The organism is Bacillus sp. BS98 (assembly GCF_008432245.1).
GTDB classification, from domain to species: Bacteria; Bacillota; Bacilli; order Bacillales; family Bacillaceae_G; genus Bacillus_A; species Bacillus_A toyonensis.
In genome coordinates, this window is sequence record NZ_CP043830.1 from 436,632 (window position 1) to 456,555 (window position 19,924).

17 protein-coding genes, 2 pseudogenes and 1 other annotated feature are annotated in these 19,924 nt (G+C 36.4%); of the genes and pseudogenes, 15 read left to right on the forward strand and 4 right to left on the reverse strand.

The features are described 5' to 3' along the window. The first annotated feature begins 41 nt into the window (after nucleotides 1–41). The 4 genes from F0362_RS02270 to F0362_RS02285 are packed head-to-tail and all read left to right on the forward strand — an operon-like array spanning nucleotide 42 to nucleotide 2,848. Nucleotides 42–362 (forward strand): MTH1187 family thiamine-binding protein, encoded by a 321-nt coding sequence (locus F0362_RS02270; RefSeq protein WP_000082906.1) that lies wholly within the window; start codon nucleotides 42–44, stop codon nucleotides 360–362. After that, nucleotides 334–1,107: an ABC transporter permease gene (locus F0362_RS02275; RefSeq protein WP_001057166.1), complete on the forward strand. Its 774-nt coding sequence runs from the start codon at nucleotides 334–336 to the stop codon at nucleotides 1,105–1,107. Before F0362_RS02270 ends, F0362_RS02275 begins: the two co-directional genes overlap by 29 nt. Beyond that, nucleotides 1,104–2,102, forward strand: a complete 999-nt coding sequence (locus tag F0362_RS02280; protein WP_000715546.1) for an ABC transporter substrate-binding protein — start codon at nucleotides 1,104–1,106, stop codon at nucleotides 2,100–2,102. The genes F0362_RS02275 and F0362_RS02280 overlap by 4 nt, the downstream gene beginning before the upstream one ends. Beyond that, the gene (locus F0362_RS02285; RefSeq protein ID WP_000016055.1) at nucleotides 2,099–2,848 is read left to right on the forward strand and encodes an ABC transporter ATP-binding protein; all 750 of its coding nucleotides are present in this window, start codon (nucleotides 2,099–2,101) and stop codon (nucleotides 2,846–2,848) included. The genes F0362_RS02280 and F0362_RS02285 overlap by 4 nt, the downstream gene beginning before the upstream one ends. A 563-nt stretch (nucleotides 2,849–3,411) precedes the next feature. Here F0362_RS02285 and F0362_RS02290 read toward each other — a convergent pair. After that, on the reverse strand, nucleotides 3,412–5,436 hold the full coding sequence (locus F0362_RS02290) for a glycosyl hydrolase family 18 protein (protein WP_001256712.1): 2,025 nt from the start codon (nucleotides 5,434–5,436) through the stop codon (nucleotides 3,412–3,414). 371 nt (nucleotides 5,437–5,807) lie between these two features. Here F0362_RS02290 and F0362_RS02300 point away from each other — a divergent pair. From F0362_RS02300 to F0362_RS02335, 8 genes and pseudogenes are all read left to right on the forward strand, one after another. Continuing rightward, a pseudogene (locus F0362_RS02300) lies at nucleotides 5,808–6,141 on the forward strand (DUF1992 domain-containing protein). A 15-nt stretch (nucleotides 6,142–6,156) separates the two neighbouring features. After that, nucleotides 6,157–6,471 carry a thioredoxin family protein gene (locus F0362_RS02305; protein WP_001091216.1) on the forward strand — a complete coding sequence of 105 codons (315 nt, stop codon included), beginning with the start codon at nucleotides 6,157–6,159 and terminating at the stop codon, nucleotides 6,469–6,471. A 12-nt stretch (nucleotides 6,472–6,483) separates the two neighbouring features. Then, complete coding sequence (locus tag F0362_RS02310; RefSeq protein ID WP_000394360.1) at nucleotides 6,484–6,732, forward strand: hypothetical protein; 249 nt, start codon at nucleotides 6,484–6,486, stop codon at nucleotides 6,730–6,732. Nucleotides 6,733–6,858: 126 nt separating this feature from the next. Then, entirely contained in the window at nucleotides 6,859–7,002 is a 144-nt protein-coding gene (locus F0362_RS02315; protein ID WP_000532280.1) for a hypothetical protein, read from the forward strand. An 80-nt stretch (nucleotides 7,003–7,082) separates the two neighbouring features. Further along, nucleotides 7,083–7,664 (forward strand): TetR/AcrR family transcriptional regulator, encoded by a 582-nt coding sequence (locus F0362_RS02320; RefSeq protein WP_001231936.1) that lies wholly within the window; start codon nucleotides 7,083–7,085, stop codon nucleotides 7,662–7,664. A gap of 67 nt (nucleotides 7,665–7,731) precedes the next feature. Continuing rightward, a complete protein-coding gene (locus F0362_RS02325; RefSeq protein ID WP_000645354.1) occupies nucleotides 7,732–8,964 on the forward strand; it encodes an MFS transporter in 1,233 nt (410 codons plus the stop codon). A gap of 56 nt (nucleotides 8,965–9,020) precedes the next feature. Then, nucleotides 9,021–9,272: a helix-turn-helix transcriptional regulator gene (locus F0362_RS02330; RefSeq protein WP_073990719.1), complete on the forward strand. Its 252-nt coding sequence runs from the start codon at nucleotides 9,021–9,023 to the stop codon at nucleotides 9,270–9,272. A gap of 48 nt (nucleotides 9,273–9,320) precedes the next feature. Then, a pseudogene (locus tag F0362_RS02335) lies at nucleotides 9,321–9,630 on the forward strand (hypothetical protein). A 43-nt stretch (nucleotides 9,631–9,673) separates the two neighbouring features. Here F0362_RS02335 and F0362_RS02340 read toward each other — a convergent pair. Beyond that, nucleotides 9,674–10,957 (reverse strand): MFS transporter, encoded by a 1,284-nt coding sequence (locus F0362_RS02340; RefSeq protein ID WP_000738837.1) that lies wholly within the window; start codon nucleotides 10,955–10,957, stop codon nucleotides 9,674–9,676. Nucleotides 10,958–11,064: 107 nt separating this feature from the next. Then, nucleotides 11,065–12,378 (reverse strand): alkaline phosphatase family protein, encoded by a 1,314-nt coding sequence (locus F0362_RS02345; RefSeq protein ID WP_098009053.1) that lies wholly within the window; start codon nucleotides 12,376–12,378, stop codon nucleotides 11,065–11,067. A gap of 153 nt (nucleotides 12,379–12,531) precedes the next feature. Here F0362_RS02345 and F0362_RS02350 point away from each other — a divergent pair, with 153 nt between their 5' ends. Both F0362_RS02350 and proS read left to right on the forward strand, forming a co-directional pair. Continuing rightward, nucleotides 12,532–12,825, forward strand: coding sequence for a YesK-like family protein (locus F0362_RS02350; protein WP_000383863.1), 294 nt, complete (start codon nucleotides 12,532–12,534; stop codon nucleotides 12,823–12,825). Between the two features lie 93 nt (nucleotides 12,826–12,918). Beyond that, nucleotides 12,919–13,124, forward strand: a binding site (T-box leader). 47 nt (nucleotides 13,125–13,171) lie between these two features. Beyond that, nucleotides 13,172–14,602, forward strand: a complete 1,431-nt coding sequence (proS, locus tag F0362_RS02355; protein ID WP_001040988.1) for a proline--tRNA ligase — start codon at nucleotides 13,172–13,174, stop codon at nucleotides 14,600–14,602. Nucleotides 14,603–14,717: 115 nt separating this feature from the next. Here proS and F0362_RS02360 read toward each other — a convergent pair whose 3' ends face one another. Next, nucleotides 14,718–15,824: an LPXTG cell wall anchor domain-containing protein gene (locus F0362_RS02360; RefSeq protein WP_149889628.1), complete on the reverse strand. Its 1,107-nt coding sequence runs from the start codon at nucleotides 15,822–15,824 to the stop codon at nucleotides 14,718–14,720. A gap of 232 nt (nucleotides 15,825–16,056) precedes the next feature. Between F0362_RS02360 and F0362_RS02365 the strand changes: the two genes are divergently transcribed. Continuing rightward, nucleotides 16,057–19,911, forward strand: coding sequence for an SH3 domain-containing protein (locus F0362_RS02365; RefSeq protein ID WP_080609534.1), 3,855 nt, complete (start codon nucleotides 16,057–16,059; stop codon nucleotides 19,909–19,911). The last annotated feature ends 13 nt before the right edge of the window (nucleotides 19,912–19,924 follow it).

Below are 19,924 nucleotides of genomic sequence, written 5' to 3' on the forward strand. Positions count from 1 at the left end.
TTTCTTTTTTTGGAAACATATTTTATAAGGGGGATTTTATTATGTCACAACAAGTTACAATGTCATTTTCAGTAGTACCGCAAGCAAAAACAAAAGATGTATATTCTGTTGTTGATAAAGCAATTGAAGTTGTACAACAATCGGGAGTTCGTTATGAAGTAGGAGCAATGGAAACAACGTTGGAAGGAGAATTAGATGTACTTCTTGATGTCGTGAAACGTGCGCAGCAAGCTTGCGTCGATGCTGGAGCTGAAGAAGTGATTACTTCTATTAAAATCCATTATCGTCCAAGCACTGGTGTAACGATAGATGAAAAGGTTTGGAAGTACCGTGATGAATATGCAAAACCAGAAGCAATCTAAACTTATTACAACAATTTGGCTTATCCTTCTCATTGCGATATGGGAAGGATCTGTTTCATTATTTAAAATCGAACCGTGGATTTTACCAAAGCCTTCTGCCATTGTTCAAGAATTAATTGGAATGAAGGATTTACTATTACCAAATACGATGCAAACACTGCAGGAAGTTATAATCGGACTATTTTTTGCGATTTTACTTGGGACGAGTATTGCAATTATTATGGACGTGATACCTTTATTTCGTATTTTAATAAATCCGTTGCTCGTTATTTCGCAAACGATTCCAATCGTTGTACTTGCACCGTTATTTATTATTTGGTTTGGATATGGGATGTTGCCGAAAGTAATGGTCGTCATACTCGTTTGTTTCTTCCCAATTGCGCTTAGTATTTTAGAAGGTTTTCAAACTGTAGATAAAAATATGTTGAAATTGTTGCAAACAATGAAAGCAACGAAATGGCAAGTTTACCAGAAAGTAAAGTTTCCGGCAGTGCTCCCATACTTTTTCTCGGGTTTAAAAATTGCAGTTACATATAGCGTGATGGGGGCAATTATCGGAGAATGGCTCGGTGCAAGTGAAGGGTTAGGGGTTATGCTTACGAGAGCTACAAAATCCTTTTTAACTGCTCGAGTATTTGGTGTTGCAGCAATTATCGTCATGGTGACATTATGTCTGTATTTTATCGTGGAGTTTATGGCAAGAATAACAGCACCATGGATATATAGAAAGGACGGCAGAAAATGAAAAAAGGTTTAAAAATTATGTTAGCTGTTTTATTAGCAGTAAGTGTGGCTGGGTGTAATCCGGCGAAGAAAGAAGAAAGTGCAAGTAAAGATAAAAAAGTAAAAGTTGTTTTAGATTGGTTTCCAAATACGAATCATACTGGCTTATATGTAGCGAAAACGAAAGACTATTACAAAAAACAAGGGCTTGATGTAGAAATTATCCAGCCTGGTGATAATGTCACAGCAGAGCAGATGATTGCTTCTGGGAAAGCAGATTTTGCGATAAGCGCACAGGAAAATGTAACATTAGCTCGTGTTGAAGGAATCCCAGTTGTTTCTGTTGGTGCAATTATTCAGCATAATACCTCTGCTTTTGCATCACTAAAAAAAGATAATATGACGTCACCGAAAGACTTTGAAGGTAAACGTTATGGTGGCTGGGGAGGACCAGCAGAAGAAGCAACGTTAAAAACAATTATGGAGAAACATCAAGCTGATTTTAATAAAGTCGAAAAAATTATCTTAGGACAAACAGACTTCTTCAAATCAATCGGTCGTGATGCGGACTTTGAATGGATTTATTATGGATGGGATGGCATTGAAGCGAAGCGTCAAGGAAAAGAGTTAAATACGATTATGGTGAAAGACTTAGATCCAGCGCTTGATTTCTATAGTCCTGTTATTATTACGAGTGAAAAACATACGAAGCAAGATAAAGACTTCGTGAAAAAGTTTATGACTGCAACGACAGAAGGTTATAATTTTGCAATTAAAGAGCCGAAAGAAGCTGCTGATATTTTAATTAAAGCTGTTCCAGATGTGAATAAGGAATTAGTACAAGAAAGTCAAAAGTGGTTAAGTACGAAGTATCAAGATGATGCAAAAGCGTGGGGAGTACAGAAGGAAGAAGTTTGGACGAATTACATGAATTTCTTATACGACAACAAAGTTATTAAAAAGAAAATTGATGTAAAAGATGCTTTTACAAATGAATTCCTTCCAAGTGAAAAATGAGCGGATTACAAATAAAAGATATTGTGAAATCTTTCGATGGAAAGAATGTATTAGCAAATATTAGTGCCTCTATACAGGAGGGAGAGTTTGTCTCTTTTGTCGGTCCAAGTGGTTGTGGGAAAAGCACATTGTTAAATATGATTGCGAGTGTTGAAGAGCCAACGAGTGGAGAGGTATTTTATAATGAGGAACATGTGAGAAAACAAGATGTTGTAAGCTATATGCCACAACAAGATTTATTATTACCGTGGCGATCGGCTTTACAAAATATTGTTCTTCCATTAGAAATTGAGGGGAAATCTAAAAAACAAAGGTTAACAGAAGGAATGGAAGCATTAAAGCAGTTTGAGTTAGATGAATATGCGGATCATTATCCTGATGCATTATCTGGTGGTATGCGCCAAAGAATTAGCTTTCTTCGTACATACTTATGTGAGAAGCCGATTATGCTACTTGATGAGCCTTTTGGAAAATTAGATGCATTTACAAAAATGGAAGTACACAGTTGGCTTTTAAATTCTTGGCATCAAGAAAAGCAAACAATTGTTATGGTTACACACGACTTAGATGAAGCAATTTTACTTTCTGATCGCGTATTTATTTTATCTCAAAGACCAGCATCAATAGTTGGTGAAGTGCAAGTGAAATTACCTCGTCCTCGAACGATGGATATGTTAACATCATTGGAGTTAAAGAAGGATAAGGAAGAAATTTTAAGTGTATTAGCTCCTTATATGAAAAAATAGAAAAAGTCTTTTAACAGTTTTAATCGTTTCACATGAGCTTCTTTCTATGAAACGTGGATAACGAAAGTATGGAATATCGAAGAATGGAACGTTTAAAAATAATCACAAAGAAAAGGCCGTAGCTTATATAAGCTACGGCCTTTTCTTTGTGATTAACATGATTTTCGAGAACTCTTACATGAGAATTGTATGAAGAAGCACTCTTATGGTGCGCTTATAAGCGTGCTTTTTCTGCGATTATGTTTATATTTATAATAATATTAGACGCCTTTCCCTAATAGGCAACTATCTTTTTGTATATATAGATAGCTTGAAATGGAATGAAAATTATTCCTATATATAAAGAATAAGGTGATTAGTATGGGAAGACAATAGAAATTAAAGGAAATTCATGTAAAATTCAGATGAACTTCACGCAAACTTCATATTGAAAACTAAATATAATTATAATAGGTTATTGTAATTTTGATTTGTGATTTTTCGCAAAATTAAAAGTTTGAATTTAGGAAAGATTATTCAAACCTAAATTCAAACTTTAGTGAAACAATTAAAGAATGTTACGTCTAGTTTTCGCTAATAACGGCATTTAAAAGTTCGGCAGGGTTACCTGTTCCTGCACCTCCTATTGTAATGAATCCACCAGGAGGAATTTCACCGTTCCATCCGGCATTTGTAATTACATAATGATTGTTTGTTTTACTACTAATTTTAGAATCCCAAACTTGTGTTAAATTGCCGTTATAATCAAATTCTAACTTCCAGTTTTTAATAGGGCTTGTGCCGTTATTTTTAATTACAATTGAGAAGTTATAGCCACTTCCCCAATTTGAAGTAACTGAAAATGTAGCCTTACCATTACCATCAGGAGGTGTTGTGTTAGCATCATCAGTTTTTACAATAATAGAATTAGGTTGTGATTTATTCCCGGTAGCGTCCTTTGCTAGTATTGAAAAAGTGTATTCCGTATTAGGTTTCAAATTTTTAATTGTAATGCTATTTGATGTTGTACTCCATTTTTCTTCCCCAGCAGTAACTTCATACCCAGTAACTCCTACATTATCAGTAGATGCAGTCCAGCTTAATTGGACTGAGCTTGAGGTTTTATTAGTAACCACAATGTTTTTTACGTTCGTTGGTGATTCAGTATCTTTTTGACTGATAGGTCCACCAAGTAATTCGGTTACTAACGTATCAAGCAATTTTGGACCACTACAGCTATATTTTGGACTTGTGCGACAGTCACCACTAAGTTCCCAAAACATTGCCCCACTTAAACCTTTCGTTTTTATATAATCTGTTTTATATTTCATAGATTCATTGTCATCGTAGCTAATAAATGTGCCTGTAGTAGCATTGTATAAATAAGGTACTTTAGCTGTATCATTCCAATAGCGTACAAAACCATTTTTGTTTACGTAATTCGCTGCTAAATCACCGTAATCATAAACACCCGTATCACCAGTAGAATAATCATCCCAAGTACCTTTAGATGCTAGTTTGCCATCACTACCTGGTTTACATGGTTGATATTGCCCATTATTATCTTTTCCACAACTTTTCCAACCACGTCCGTAAAATGGTACGCCTAATACGAGTTTATCAGCTGGTACACCTTCATTTTTATAAACGTCAATAGCTCCATCTACGTAAAATTTCGTATCAGCTGCTGGATCATTCGGATCTTTATATAATGCGGCATTATGGTTAGAAGTTGCTTCCCAACCGCCGTGGAAATCATATGTCATAATATTAATCCAATCGAGTATTTGAGAGATTTTCTTTAACTCTGTATGATCGGCATAACGTTGACTTGCCCCTGAAGCAATTGTTAATAAATATTGTTTTCCATCTTCAGTACCGGCTTTATTTAAAGCATTTCGGACATCTTGAAGAAGGAGCGTGAAATTTTGTTTATCTTCAGGACGGTAACTACCACCAGGAATCGTTTCAACACCTGGATATTCCCAGTCTAAATCGACGCCGTCAAATCCGTATGCACGTAGGAAATCGACTGTTGATTCTGCGAATACTTTTCTAGTTTTTTCATCAGCTGCCATATCAGAAAATCGATTAGACCAAGTCCAGCCTCCGACGGAAATAATGGTTTTTAAATGAGGGTATTTAGCTTTTAGTCGTTTTAATTCTCCGAAGTTGCCACAACGGGCATATTTATCACAATCTTCCCAAGTTGTACCTGATCCTGGATAAGATTTTGTGACATCAGCCCAGGGCTCACCTAATACGAGAGTACCATTAGGAACTTCTTTATTTTGCAACGGTACACCAGATTCTTTACAGTTCCATGTTTGTTTATTTGGATTATCGGGATGTGTAGAAGGATTTCCATGTTTTCCATTCCAGCAAATATCAGCAAACGCATAGTTTAAATGAGTGAGCTTTGATGCATCGATGTCTGCAACTTGATAATTACGTCCGTAGATGCCCCACGAAGGAAAGTACCCAATAATTTTTTGGTTTTGCGTTGGTGAATTTGCTGATGCGAGATTTGGAGTAATAAAATTTGCGAGAAAAAGAGGTAAGAAGAGTAGTAGAGATAGCAATAGTAATGTGAATTTTTTTGACCTCATAGTCATTTCCCCTTTCAAGGTAAAAGATATATTTAAAGGCATTTGCCGATAAATCAAAGTGAATCTAGACGTATGAAACGTCTAGATAAAAATGATCAGACATCACGAAGTCTATACAAGGGAGCTGGGGTGATTAAATCGTAACAAATGTAAGATTTAGTGTAAACGCTTTATTGTATGAAGAAAGACTTTCTCAATACAAAAAGGCTTTAATACAAACTGCATATGAAAATGAAAGACCGGTGAGGAAGAAAATAGCTTATTATAAATAAATTTGAGAAAAAATTGTATGAAGTCAACTTGTAATGGTGTGGTAAGATGGTGAAATTTCATATAAAATAATAGTAAAAATATGTAAGTGAGAGGATAGTGTGGATGTGTTTTTGAACATTGCTGAAGAAAAGGTTCGACAAGCAATCTGGAATGGTGATCTGGATTATATTTCGAGAAAAGGAAAACCACTACAATTAGAAGATCTTTTAATGGTACCTCTAGAGTTAAGGATGAGCTATAAAATTTAAAAAATGCGGGAATGATTCCAGCAGAAATGGAATTACAAAAGATATATTAAAAATAGAAGATTTAATTGCTTGCTGTTATGATGAAGTAGAGAGGAAAAAATTACAAGAAGGGTTAACAGCAAAAACGTTGTGTTTTCAGCAGGTAATGGAAAAGAGAAAGATAGTTCAGCATTTCTTAAATTAAGTTAAGAGGGATAAGATGAATACATTTGAAACGATAGAAGAATTAGCAACATATATTGAAGAACAGCAATTAGTACTTCTATTTATTAAAACAGAAAATTGTGGTGTTTGTGATGTCATGTTAAGGAAAGTAAATTACGTATTAGAGAATTATGATTACGTAGAGAAAATAGAGATATTACTACAAGACATGCAAGAAGTTGCGGGGCGATATGCAGTATTTACAGGGCCGACAATTTTGTTATTTCATAATGGAAAAGAGATCCTTCGTGAATCGCGCTTTATTTCACTTGAAAATTTAGAGAGAACCATTCAATTATTCGAGAATTAGGGAGGTTTTTATATGGAATTTATTATTGTCATACTATTATTTGTTGTCATTGGAATAATTGTAATAGCTGTTCGATCAAACAAAAAGAAAGTAAACCTTACGAAACAAAATAACATACATAATTCGTCTAATAACTCATCACCGCTTTTTTTCTTTGCTGGATCTGATAATAATGACAGCTCACATGATAGCAGTTCACATGACTGTGGAGGGTCTTTTGGAGGAGATAGTGGAGGTAGTTGCGGTGGTGGCGGTGATTGATAAGAATACGCCTTATATAGGCGTATTTCTTTTTTAAACAAACGTTTGATTAGTTGGCTTACATACGCACACTAACAGTTAAATAAACGTTTGTTTAATATTTTTAACATGATAAGGAGAATGGAAATGGGAAGGGAACCGAAAGTGAAAAATAAAGGGAAAGTAGCATTGTTTTTATTAGTTGCTGGAGGTGTATTTCTTGTTAAACTTGGATTTAAATTTGGAACGATACATATGATCCGAACTTGGTTTGAAAGTACGTTTTCGTAAATAAGGAATATAGCCTCTTGCGAAAGAGGTTTTTCATTTGTTATCATTAGACTGAACGGTCGGTTTAAAGAGGTGTGAGTATGAGAAAAAGCGCAGAAGAGATAAAGAAGGAAATTGCATACAAAGCAGAAAATCTGTTTTCACAAAAAGGCTATGCAGCCACATCTATGGAAGATATTTGTGAAATTACAGAGCGAAGTAAAGGGAGTATTTATTACCATTTTAAAAGTAAAGAAGAATTATTTTTATTTGTAGTAAAACAGCATACGTATGATTGGCTTGAAAAATGGAATGAAAAAGAGAAGTTGTATAGTACTAGTATTGAAAAATTATATGGTCTCGCAGAATATTATGTAGAGGATATACAACAACCTATTTCGAGTGCAATAGAGGAATTTTCTATGAGCCAAGTTGTGAGCAAAGAGGTTCTAGATGAATTATTAGCTTTAACTAGAGAATCATATGTTATGTTTGAGAGATTAATCGAAACAGGTATACAGTCTGGAGAGTTTCGTGAAGAAAATGCGCGCGATTTGATGTATATTGTACATGGCTTATTATCAGGGCTTGGAGTGCTTTACTATGAGCTAGATTATAACGAGTTAAAGCGAGTTTATAAAAAGGCAATAGATGTATTGTTAAAAGGGATGGCAGCTGAATAATAAGTCAGCGGCTTTTCTTTTAAAACGAATTAGACCGAATGGTCGGTTTATAAAAGGAGGAGCGGAAATGAAAGCTTTATTTAAAAATCGAGCATTTATGCTCGTTATGGCATCCGATATTTTACAACAATTTGCGATTTGGATCAGAAATATGGCCCTATTGTATTTCATAATGGAGCGGACGAATAATGATCCAGTTTCAGTGTCACTATTATCGGTCATGGAATATGCACCTATTTTTATTTTTTCTTTCATTGGTGGCGCGTTAGCAGATCGCTGGAACCCGAAAAGAACAATGGTTGCTGGGGATGTGTTAAGTGTACTGTCTATTATAGGGATTGTTTTATTGTTAAAGATTGATTACTGGCAGGCAATATTTTTTGCGACACTCGTTTCCGCAATTGTAGGTCAGTTTTCTCAGCCTTCATCTTCACGCATATTTAAGCGCTATGTAAAGGAAGAACAGGTAGCAAATGCGATTGCATTTAACCAAACATTACAGTCATTGTTTATGATTTTCGGACCAGTTGTAGGATCGCTTGTGTATACACAACTTGGTTTATTTACGTCACTATATAGTTTAATCATTTTATTTTTATTATCTGCTATCGCCCTTTCATTTTTACCGAAATGGATTGAACAAGAGCAAGCAGTGAAGGAATCATTAAAAAATGATATAAAAGAAGGATGGAAATACGTTCTTCATACGAAAAATTTACGTATGATTACGATCACTTTCACAATTATGGGCTTAGCTGTTGGATTAACGAATCCATTAGAGGTGTTTCTTGTAATAGAACGTCTTGGAATGGAAAAGGAAGCAGTTCAATATTTAGCAGCGGCGGATGGAATAGGTATGCTAATCGGTGGTATTGTTGCTGCGGTTTTCGCTTCAAAAGTAAATCCGAAAAAGATGTTTGTATTTGGTATGAGTATATTAGCAATCTCATTTTTAGTCGAAGGGTTGTCCACATCATTTTGGATTACTAGTTTGATGCGATTTGGAACAGGTATTTGTTTAGCTTGTGTTAATATCGTTGTCGGTACGCTTATGATTCAACTTGTACCAGAAAATATGATTGGAAGAGTGAATGGAACCATTTTACCAATGTTTATGGGGGCAATGTTAATTGGAACATCACTAGCTGGAGGATTGAAGGAAATGACTTCATTAGTTATTGTATTTTGTATAGCGATGTCACTTATTTTATTAGCGATAGGGCCGGTTTTACGTATGCAACTAGATAAAGAAGATGTTGCTAATAAAGAGGAACTAACGAATTCATTCGCTTCGAAATAGCTATTGTAAGGGAGCAGAACTGCTCCCTTTTCCTATGGGAATCTTTTGACAATGAAATGTACCAACTATATACTGATGTTGTAAAAATAATTTTACAGGTTAGGAGAAACGATGTGAAAAATCAAATCTATGAATTGCGCACTGAAAATAATATTTCACAAGGTGCATTAGCTGATAAGTGTAGCGTATCAAGACAGACGATAAATGCAATTGAGAATAATAAATATGATCCAAGCTTAGCGTTAGCTTTTCGTTTAGCGGAAGTATTGGGAACAACTGTTGATAAACTATTTTTGTATAAGCTGTAGGGGAAAGAGAAAATAAGTCTTTTAGTTACGACATTAGTAGTTATAAGTATGCTAGCATTTGCACTTTACTATTGGTTAATTGAACTTCAAGTAAACTGGTATGCACTATTTATTTGTAGCATCGCATAATGTTGAAGGGCAAATGAGGAGAAGAAAGATTTAGAAAAACATGTATGAAAAACAAGTGCAAATGTTACATATTATGTACGCATTGTATTTATTTTTTGGTTTTTTTTTCGCATCGGTAGGTTTTAATAAATGGATAGATTTTCATGATATACCGCTTTTACTTACGTTATGTGCCGCTAGAGTTGTAAAGCCAGCTGTAGAGTTTTTACTTGTAAAGCGTTATCGTTAAAAATAAAGAAAGATCCTCTTCTTGTGTGAAGGGGATCTTCTTTTTATAGCGTTTTAGTTTTCGGATTAGGTGGTGTAACGGGTGTATCATTTTCAGGAACTCTAGTTAATAAGAATCCACCTATAATAAACAATACGATAATACTAAGGACACCAGCGTTTGTTTTTCCCGTTAATTGCGTTGTAACACCGACTAATACTGGACCCATGATCGCGGCAAACTTGCCAAATATATTATAAAATCCGAAGAATTCATTTGCCGATTCTTTAGGTACTAGTTTTGCAAAATAGGAACGACTAAGTGCTTGAATACCACCTTGAGAAGTGGCAACTAACATTGCTAAAATCCAGAAATCGAGTGTCGTTTTTAAGAAATAGGCATATGTGCAAATGATGATATAAATAATAATACCAACATATAGCATTTTTTTCCCTGTAAATGTTTCTGATAATTTTCCGTATAATAAAGCGAATGGACAAGCTACAATTTGTGTGACAAATAAGATGATTAATAGATTCGTTGCACTAATACCGAGATCTGTTCCGTAAGCGGTAGACATAGTAATAATTGTATCGACCCCGTCAATGTAGAAGAAATAGGCGATTAGGAACATAAAGACTGTTTTATATTCTTTAATATTTTTAAAAGTATCAGCAAGGCGTTTGAAGCTCATTGCAATTGGTCTTGGATGGCGTTCAATATAATGTGTTTGCTCTACGTTTTTTAGCATTGGAATTGTAAATAATCCCCACCAAAGAGCTGTTATTGCGAATGAAATTTGACTGGCAATGCCGACTGATAAAGGGATAGTGCCTTTTTGAGCAAGAATAATAAGAGCGATACAACCGATAAAAGGAATTGTGCTCCCAATATAGCCTAATGCAAAGCCTCGTGTAGAAATTCGATCCATTCTATCTTTAGAGGTAACATCTACTAAAAATGCATCATAAAAAATGTTTGCTCCAGCAAAACCGACTAGTGCTAGCATATAGCAACCTAGTAATAAGTACCACTGGGATGTTGGGACGACTGCTAGCATACTTGTAAATACGATGCCGAGTCCAAAGAAGAATGTGAAAAATCGTTTTTTAAACCCTTTATAATCAGCAACTGTGCCGAGAATAGGAGCAAGTATAGAAATTAAAAGTGTAGCGAATGAGTTTGCATATCCCCAATATGCTGTTGAAGTTGCACCAGATAGTCCAGCTTCTTTTGCAGCTGCTTTAAAGTAAATTGGGAATAGTGCAGTTGTAATGACGAGCGAATATACCGAATTCGCCCAATCATATAATATCCAGCTTTTTTCTTGTCTGGACATTTTTTTCATATAATGTTCCCCCTTAAATTGTTCTACTAACAGTGTACAAAAATAAAAATTATAAAAAGAGAAACAGTGATGATTTTTACATAACTTTTACATATATACACAGTTCTTTACAATTGTAGTAAATCCTCTATAATGGATCCGTCTGTTTCGCCTAAGTGCAAACCGAGTAATCTTGCGATAGTCGGACCTTCATCAATAAGTCTCATATACGGGATTGTAACGCCACTTTGAATACCTTTTCCAGCAGCGATAAAAATTGTTTCATAGTTAGGCTTTGTTGGGGAGTAACCATGAGTTCCAAATGTATATTTTTTACTAGAAGTAACATCTTTTTTAGTAATTTCTTTTATAAAATCACCGGTATAATTTTCAGTGAAATAATACCCCTCTTGTGCTTCCAACATAAATAAACAATTACCATCTGCACCGGATTCTTTCGCCGCTTCATCATGAAGTATAAATTCAATGCCATTTTGTTTATTTTGAAGCAGTTCTTCAAGAAGTAGTTGTACTTCCCGAATGGTATCCGTATCGTTTTTGTCTTTCACATATACATAGGCAGAACCGTCGCAACTTTGACAGTAGGCCTTCCAGTCTACTAATTTACCTTCTTTATTTAGAGATATAAGCTCTTTTTGATGGAATAGCACATTTAATTGAATTGATTTGTTTTCACTTAAAGCGCTATGATCACCAAGGGCAATAATTGTACTTTCTTCGTATATTCCACTTTCTTTTAATGCATGAATAATTTTTCCTAGACGTTCGTCGTGCCTATGGATAGCTGCTATTGTTTCGTTAGATTCAAAGCCATGATAGTGTCTTTGTGTGTCTAAATCAGTGAAATGCACAAACATGACATTAGGCCTTTTTGTAAGGATTGTATGTACAGCAGAAGCAAGAACGAAATCATCGAGTTCAGGTTGTGATAATCCATTTCGTATATGACCGAACCGTCGATTTAAATCTAATTGGTATAGCGGGCTACCGCTAAATAATGAAACTAAAATTTGATTTTGCCACGGTCTATTTGGAAAGATTTCCGGTAAATTGTAATCAATGTTTGCTCTTCCAGTAACAGGCCAAAGAAGGGCTGCTGTCGTTAAATTTGCTTTGCGTGCTTCATCATATAATGTTGTTCCTTTTATCGATTTTCGGTACCAATGCCAATCTGGTGATTCACGTCCTGGTTGAAGTAAAGTATTGGTAACAACACCATGTTTATTAGGGTAGTTTCCAGTAACGACTGTTGAGTGGCTTGGATATGTTACAGAAGGATAAATTGGTTCTACTTTTTCTACAACCGCGCCCTTTTTTATTAGAGATTGGAAGTTAGGTAATTTTTGTAGTATAGGAAAATCTAAAGCTGATAAACAGTCGAATGATAAAATAATGACACGATTAGTTAATGCTTTATCCATAAAGTAATCCTCCTAATTATATAAAACCTATTCTTATATATTACTATTAATACCTAGTAATAAAAATATGTTTCTGAATAAAATTTATTATTTATTTTCAGAAAAATTAAACATATAATAAGTATAAGGGATTGAATGAAAGGAGGGAATACTATGGACTGGCTAGATGGATTTGGTATTTTTTACATCATTGGTGGAATCACGATTCTCCTAGTATTTGCTATTTCATATTTACTAAAGAAACGTTTTCCAGACAAACAGTTTGATATTATATTTTCACTTAGTTTAGTACTTCTTTGTTTAGCTTTCTTTCCTGTAACAATGATAGCTATTGGTGGGTGGGAAGGAATGGGATATGGATTTATTTGTTTCTTCGTTCTACTTGGTACACTTATCGGTATGGTTGCACATCAACTTGTGAAAATCGTTCGAAAGAGCTACGTATAAAACTACAAAAAATGAAAAGAATATATAAAAATAAGAAAATTAGCTATTGTTTTAAAAAAGAATTTGTATTATGATAATCAACAAATTTATTTCGTTATAACGCTGAAAAAGGACTAGTACATGTCCAACCTTTTTTGCAGAGAGAGAATCCGTTTGGCTGAAAGATTCTTAAAGGGCGATATGGAACCTACCTTTGAGTTCTGCATATGCAGCGGGAAATTCCCGTTATCAAAAAGAGAGCATATACAATTTTTGTGTATGAATCAGGGTGGTAACGCCGGCAAAGCTCGGTCCCTATTTAGGGGCGCGGGCTTTTTTGTATTTTCTAAAAGGAGGAAGACTGACTATGGCAAAAGAACAAGTGCAAGCCATTACGAAGATGGAAGAGGACTTTGCGCAGTGGTATACCGATATTGTAAAAAAAGCTGAACTTGTTGACTATTCAAGTGTAAAAGGGTGTATGATTCTGCGTCCGTACGGTTATGCCTTATGGGAGAATATGCAGAAAGTGATGGATGAAAAGTTAAAGGAAACTGGTCATGAGAATGTGTATATGCCAATGTTTATCCCAGAGAGTTTATTGCAAAAAGAGAAGGATCATGTTGAAGGATTTGCTCCTGAAGTAGCATGGGTTACGCATGGCGGGGATGAAAAGTTAGCGGAAAGACTTTGTGTACGTCCTACATCGGAAACTTTATTCTGTGAGCATTTCTCAAAGATTGTTCAATCATATAATGATTTACCAAAGTTATATAATCAGTGGTGTTCAGTAGTTCGTTGGGAAAAGACAACGAGACCATTCCTTCGTACAACTGAATTTTTATGGCAAGAAGGCCATACGATTCATGAAACGGCAGAAGAATCGCAAGCTGAAACGTTAAATATTTTAAATCTGTATGCCTCTTTCTGCGAGGAATACTTAGCGATACCAGTCATTAAAGGACAAAAAACAGAAAAAGAAAAGTTTGCAGGAGCGAAGGCAACTTATACGATTGAAAGTTTAATGCATGATGGAAAAGCACTTCAAACAGGAACATCTCATAACTTTGGAACGAATTTCTCTGAAGCATTTGATATTAAGTTTTTAGATCGTAACGGTAAGTGGCAATATGTACACCAAACTTCGTGGGGTGTATCAACGAGAATGATAGGTGGACTTATTATGGTCCATAGTGATAATAACGGACTTGTAATGCCGCCAAAAGTCGCTCCAGTACAAGTTGTTATTGTACCTATTGCTCAGCATAAAGAAGGTGTGTTAGAAAAAGCAACAGAGTTACAAGGACGTATTCAGAAGGTTGCGCGTGTAAAAATAGATGCTAGCACTAAAACACCGGGCTGGAAATTTAATGAGTATGAAATGAAGGGAATTCCAATTCGATTAGAAGTGGGTCCAAAGGATATTGAAAAGAATCAAGTTGTACTTGTAAGAAGAGATACGAAAGAAAAAGAATGTATATCAATGGATCAATTAGAAGAACGCATTCTATCATTACTGGAGGAAATTCATCATTCTTTATTTAATAAAGCAAAAGTATTTCGCGATGAGAATACGTATAGTGTGACGAATTTCGAAGAGATGAAAAAAGCAGCTGATGAAAAGCAAGGGTTTATTAAGGCGATGTGGTGTGGAGAACTAGCTTGTGAAGAGAAATTAAAAGAAGAAGTTGGAGTATCTTCACGTTGTATGCCTTTTGAGCAAGAACATTTAGCTGACGAATGTATTTGCTGTAGTAAAGAAGCAAAGCACATGGTCTATTGGGGAAAAGCATATTAATACGCTTTCTGATAGATGCCAAAAGGACTTTGGGTTGCATAATAAACTGCAATCCAAAGCCCTTTTTAGTTTTATATTGGTTTCATGTATTTTTTAGATGGAAGGATGTTGGTCTTTATTTTGCATTTTTACGGCGAATAAACAATAATATACCAATTAGGAATGTTGAAAGTCCTATTAAAATAGATGCAGGATAATGTGCTGCAGTATTAGGTAACTTATCACCTTGTTTTGTCGCATTATCTTTTACGTTACCACCTTGTGAACTGCTATCGCCCTTAACTCGATTGCCACCAGAACCGTTGCCACCAGAATCGTTGCTACCAGAGCCGCTGCCACCAGAACCGTTGCCACCAGAACCACTGCCACCAGAACCACTGCCATCAGAGCCACTGCCACCAGAACCGTTGCCACCAGAACCGTTGCCACCAGAATCGTTGCTACCAGAGCCGCTGCCACCAGAACCGCTACCGCCAGAACCGTTGCCACCAGAACCATTACCATCAGAGCCGCTGCCACCAGAACCGTTGCCACCAGAACCACTGCCACCAGAACCGTTGCCACCGGAACCACTGCCACCAGAACCGTTGCCACCAGAACCACTGCCACCAGAACCGTTGCCACCAGAACCGTTGCCACCAGAACCACTGCCACCAGAACCGTTGCCACCGGAACCACTGCCATCAGAACCGTTGCCACCGGAACCATTGCCATCAGAACCGTTGTCACCAGAACAGCTACCGCCAGAACCGTTGCCATCAGAGCCGCTGCCACCAGAACCGTTACCACCAGAACCACTGCCACCAGAACCACTGCCATCAGAGCCGCTGTCACCAGAGCCGCTACCACCAGAACCGTTGCTACCAGAGCCGCTGCCACCAGAACCACTGCCATCAGAGCCGCTGCCACCAGAACCGTTACCACCAGAACCGCTGCCATCAGAGCCGCTGCCACCAGAACCGTTACCACCAGAACCACTGCCACCAGAACCGCTGTCATCAGAACCGCTACCACCAGAACCGCTGTCATCAGAACCGCTACCATCAGAACCGTTGCTTCCTGGAGGTTTATTATTATCTTTTGAGTTTCCTTCTGCTAAATGATCGCTGTTTTGTACAATAGCGTTTGTTGGAGAGAAGTTTTCCGTGGCTGCATTACCGATATTCAAGCCGCTAAAAAAAGATAAAGAAAGTGTTGATGCTAAAATGAAGATTTTCGTCATTGTTTTCCTCCTGAAAAATTAATATTCCATCTAAAATACATCCCTTTGTAATATTTCATAGGAGATATAGTTTTATGCAAAAAACTATATAGATAAGATGTTCACAAATTTTATGGCTATATTTAGATATTCAAAATAAATATTTCGGAATGATATGTTAAGATTAATAGTAAGAAGAATAAAAAAGGGAGGGCTGAAGAATATAGGATTTCTTATATTCTTATAAAAAATTATGAAACAAACAACAAAACAAATAATAACAGGTACATTTCTAGCGACAGCAACATCTTTTATTTCGACGCATGCCTTTGCAGAAAGTGATAATTTAGCGACAGTAAATGCAACAAATTTAAATATACGTGAACAACCTACAACTCAAGGGAAAGTTATAGGAACAGTAAAAAAGGGAACAAATGTACAAGTTTTAAGTAAGGAAAAAGAATGGGCTAAAATTTCTCATGATGGAAAAGAGGGGTATGTCACATTACAATTTTTAGGATTTTCGAATGGAAATCCAAACGTTGAACAAAAACAACAATTAACGATTAATAATGGACAAAAAGAAGAGGGAATTGTTACGGCAACTCGTTTGAATGTACGTAATAGTCCAACTCTAGGTAGTTCAATGATTGGCTATGTTCAAAAAAATGAAAAAGTAACGGTATTAGGAAAAGCGAACGGCTGGGCAAAGATTGAATATAAAGGAAAAGAGGGATATGTATCTTTAGAGTTTTTAAAATTTGGAGATGCAATTCAAACACCTGACACTTCTGGCCAAAAGCAACTGCAACCAATAATCAAAAATGGAGCACAAGAAGTAGGAACAATCAATGCAACAAGCTTACGAGTAAGAAGCGCAGCGAATACAAGTAGCTCGGTTTTAGGGAACCTAAAAAATGGTGAAAAAGTAACAGTACTAGGAAAAGCGAATGGTTGGGCAAAAATAAGCTATCAAGAAAAAGAAGGGTATGTATCGTTAGAGTTTGTGAAAATTGATGGCAACACAGAAGAGATAAAAAAGCCGGAACAACCGAAAACATCAGATGCAACGATTAAAAATGGAACGCAAGAAGTAGGAACAATTAATGCGACAAGTCTCCGAGTAAGAAGTGCGGCAAATACAAGTAGCTCAGTTCTAGGAAACTTGAAAAATGGTGAAAAAGTAACAGTACTAGGGAAAGCAAATGGCTGGGCGAAAATCAATTACCAAGGAAAAGAAGGGTATGTGTCGTTAGAGTTTGTGAAGTTAGAAGCAGGAAAACAAGAAGAAAAGCCAGCGGAAGACATTACGAATGGAACGCAAGAAGTAGGAACGATCAATGCGACAAGTCTCCGAGTGAGAAGTGCGGCGAATACAAGTAGCTCGGTTCTAGGAAACTTAAAAAATGGTGAAAAAGTAACAGTACTAGGAAAAGCAAACGGCTGGGCGAAAATCAATTACCAAGGAAAAGAAGGGTATGTGTCGTTAGAGTTTGTGAAGTTAGAAGCAGGAAAACAAGAAGAAAAGCCAGCGGAAGACATTACGAATGGAACGCAAGAAGTAGGAACGATCAATGCGACAAGTCTCCGAGTAAGAAGCGCGGCGAATACAAGTAGCTCGGTTCTAGGAAACTTAAAAAATGGTGAAAAAGTAACAGTACTAGGAAAAGCAAATGGCTGGGCGAAAATCAATTACCAAGGAAAAGAAGGGTATGTGTCGTTAGAATTTGTGAAGTTAGAAGCAGGAAAACAAGAAGAAAAGCCAGCGGAAAACATTACGAATGGAACGCAAGAAGTAGGAACGATTAATGCGACAAGTCTCCGAGTAAGAAGTGCGGCAAATACAAGTAGCTCAGTTCTAGGAAACTTGAAAAATGGTGAAAAAGTAACAGTACTAGGGAAAGCAAATGGCTGGGCGAAAATCAATTACCAAGGAAAAGAAGGGTATGTGTCGTTAGAGTTTGTGAAGTTAGAAGCAGGAAAACAAGAAGAAAAGCCAGCGGAAAACATTACGAATGGAACGCAAGAAGTAGGAACGATTAATGCGACAAGTCTCCGAGTAAGAAGTGCGGCAAATACAAGTAGCTCAGTTCTAGGAAACTTAAAAAATGGTGAAAAAGTAACAGTACTAGGAAAAGCAAACGGCTGGGCGAAAATCAATTACCAAGGAAAAGAAGGGTATGTGTCGTTAGAGTTTGTGAAGTTAGAAGTAGGAAAACAAGAAGAAAAGCCAGCGGAAGACATTACGAATGGAACGCAAGAAGTAGGAACGATCAATGCGACAAGTCTCCGAGTAAGAAGTGCGGCGAATACAAGTAGCTCGGTTCTAGGAAACTTAAAAAATGGTGAAAAAGTAACAGTACTAGGAAAAGCAAACGGCTGGGCGAAAATCAATTACCAAGGAAAAGAAGGGTATGTGTCGTTAGAGTTTGTGAAGTTAGAAGCAGGAAAACAAGAAGAAAAGCCAGCGGAAGACATTACGAATGGAACGCAAGAAGTAGGAACGATCAATGCGACAAGTCTCCGAGTAAGAAGTGCGGCGAATACAAGTAGCTCGGTTCTAGGAAACTTAAAAAATGGTGAAAAAGTAACAGTACTAGGAAAAGTAAATGGCTGGGCGAAAATCAATTACCAAGGAAAAGAAGGGTATGTGTCGTTAGAGTTTATAACGATTGGTAAAGATTCCATAGATCCAACAAACCCAACAAACCCTGGACAGGTAACAGAAGAACGAGCAGTTGTAAATGCGTCTTTATTAAATGTACGTAAAGGTCCATCAACAGGTGCGGCAGCTGTCGGTCATTTGAAAAATGGAGAGACTGTTACGATCATAGGAAAAGAAAATGGCTGGGCAAAAATCCGTTTTAATGGCGGAGAGGGGTATGTTTCGTTACAGTTCTTAAAAGTTAAACAAGGTTCGTCTTCTTATGAAATTGTTACCTCATCACAAAAGGTTCAAAAACCAAATGAAGCGGAAGCAACACAAATTATGCAGAATATGAAAGAAGATGCTTACATTAAAAGTGACGGTAAAGTTGTAAATATGAAGCAAGGTTTCGTTCGTGCAAATGGTGTTATTAATATTTATGATATTACGACGGGTAAAAAGCTCACATATGTAAAGGGTGGAGCTGACCTGAAATTTGTAAAAGCTGTTGATGATCGTATTCATGTCCAAATTGATGGTATGACAGGTTATGTGAATATAAATGATGTTACATTACATCCGACAATGACTGGTGAGAAAACGTCGTATTATGCAACTAAAAATGGCAAGTTATATCATTATGTATACAATCCGGAAAATGGTAAACATGCAACGTATCAAATTGGTAATGCTCCGAAACATTTAAAAGAAGGAGAGCGTTACGAGGCTTTTGATAAGAAGCAAATTGGAGGACAAGATAGTTATCAATACTTTGAGTATATGCCACTTCGTGCAACATCTACTTATACAGGAGATGAAATTGATAATTTCTTACGTAAATCGAATGCAAAGAGTCCACTTATTGGATTAGGAAAATATTTTGTAAGTGCAGCAGAGAAATATAAGATGAATGCCGGTTACTTAGTGTCACATGCAATTTTAGAATCAGGATGGGGAACAAGTCGTATCGCGCAAGATAAGAAAAATTTATTTGGCTTTAGAGCGGTAGATTCAGATCCATATAATGGTGCAACTGGATTCAAAACATGGGAAGAAGGTATTGATTTTTGTGCGGCATATATAGATAAGCATTACTTAAATCCAAGTGGAAATACATATAATGGTGGAAACTTAGGAGATAAGGCACAAGGAATGAACGTCATGTATGCAAGTGATGAAAATTGGGGACAGCAAATTGCCTCGCTTATGTATAGAATTGATGCAATGAATGGAAGTAAAGATTTAAATAAATATCGACTTGGAACGTTAACGGCAGGTTCTCCGATATTCAAAAGTATGGCTGAAGGTCAGACTGGAATGACATCTCGCAACATTATGGTAGCCATTAAGAAAACAGTTAATACACCACAAGGATCGTATTATGAAATTGTTTCGGATAATAAAGAATACAACAGTGTCTACGTAAAAGCTGGATCTGTAAATCTTGTGAACTCTTATTAAAGGAAAACATCAT

Excerpts from the sequence above, each read along its gene's own strand:
- F0362_RS02270 (WP_000082906.1), top strand. The coding sequence starts at position 42 with ATGTCACAACAAGTTACAATGTCATTTTCAGTAGTACCGCAAGCAAAA.
- F0362_RS02275 (WP_001057166.1), top strand. The coding sequence starts at position 334 with ATGAATATGCAAAACCAGAAGCAATCTAAACTTATTACAACAATTTGG.
- F0362_RS02280 (WP_000715546.1), top strand. The coding sequence starts at position 1,104 with ATGAAAAAAGGTTTAAAAATTATGTTAGCTGTTTTATTAGCAGTAAGT.
- F0362_RS02285 (WP_000016055.1), top strand. The coding sequence starts at position 2,099 with ATGAGCGGATTACAAATAAAAGATATTGTGAAATCTTTCGATGGAAAG.
- F0362_RS02290 (WP_001256712.1), bottom strand. The coding sequence starts at position 5,436 with ATGAGGTCAAAAAAATTCACATTACTATTGCTATCTCTACTACTCTTC.
- F0362_RS02305 (WP_001091216.1), top strand. The coding sequence starts at position 6,157 with ATGAATACATTTGAAACGATAGAAGAATTAGCAACATATATTGAAGAA.
- F0362_RS02310 (WP_000394360.1), top strand. The coding sequence starts at position 6,484 with ATGGAATTTATTATTGTCATACTATTATTTGTTGTCATTGGAATAATT.
- F0362_RS02315 (WP_000532280.1), top strand. The coding sequence starts at position 6,859 with ATGGGAAGGGAACCGAAAGTGAAAAATAAAGGGAAAGTAGCATTGTTT.
- F0362_RS02320 (WP_001231936.1), top strand. The coding sequence starts at position 7,083 with ATGAGAAAAAGCGCAGAAGAGATAAAGAAGGAAATTGCATACAAAGCA.
- F0362_RS02325 (WP_000645354.1), top strand. The coding sequence starts at position 7,732 with ATGAAAGCTTTATTTAAAAATCGAGCATTTATGCTCGTTATGGCATCC.
- F0362_RS02330 (WP_073990719.1), top strand. The coding sequence starts at position 9,021 with ATGTACCAACTATATACTGATGTTGTAAAAATAATTTTACAGGTTAGG.
- F0362_RS02340 (WP_000738837.1), bottom strand. The coding sequence starts at position 10,957 with ATGAAAAAAATGTCCAGACAAGAAAAAAGCTGGATATTATATGATTGG.
- F0362_RS02345 (WP_098009053.1), bottom strand. The coding sequence starts at position 12,378 with ATGGATAAAGCATTAACTAATCGTGTCATTATTTTATCATTCGACTGT.
- F0362_RS02350 (WP_000383863.1), top strand. The coding sequence starts at position 12,532 with ATGGACTGGCTAGATGGATTTGGTATTTTTTACATCATTGGTGGAATC.
- proS (WP_001040988.1), top strand. The coding sequence starts at position 13,172 with ATGGCAAAAGAACAAGTGCAAGCCATTACGAAGATGGAAGAGGACTTT.
- F0362_RS02360 (WP_149889628.1), bottom strand. The coding sequence starts at position 15,824 with ATGACGAAAATCTTCATTTTAGCATCAACACTTTCTTTATCTTTTTTT.
- F0362_RS02365 (WP_080609534.1), top strand. The coding sequence starts at position 16,057 with ATGAAACAAACAACAAAACAAATAATAACAGGTACATTTCTAGCGACA.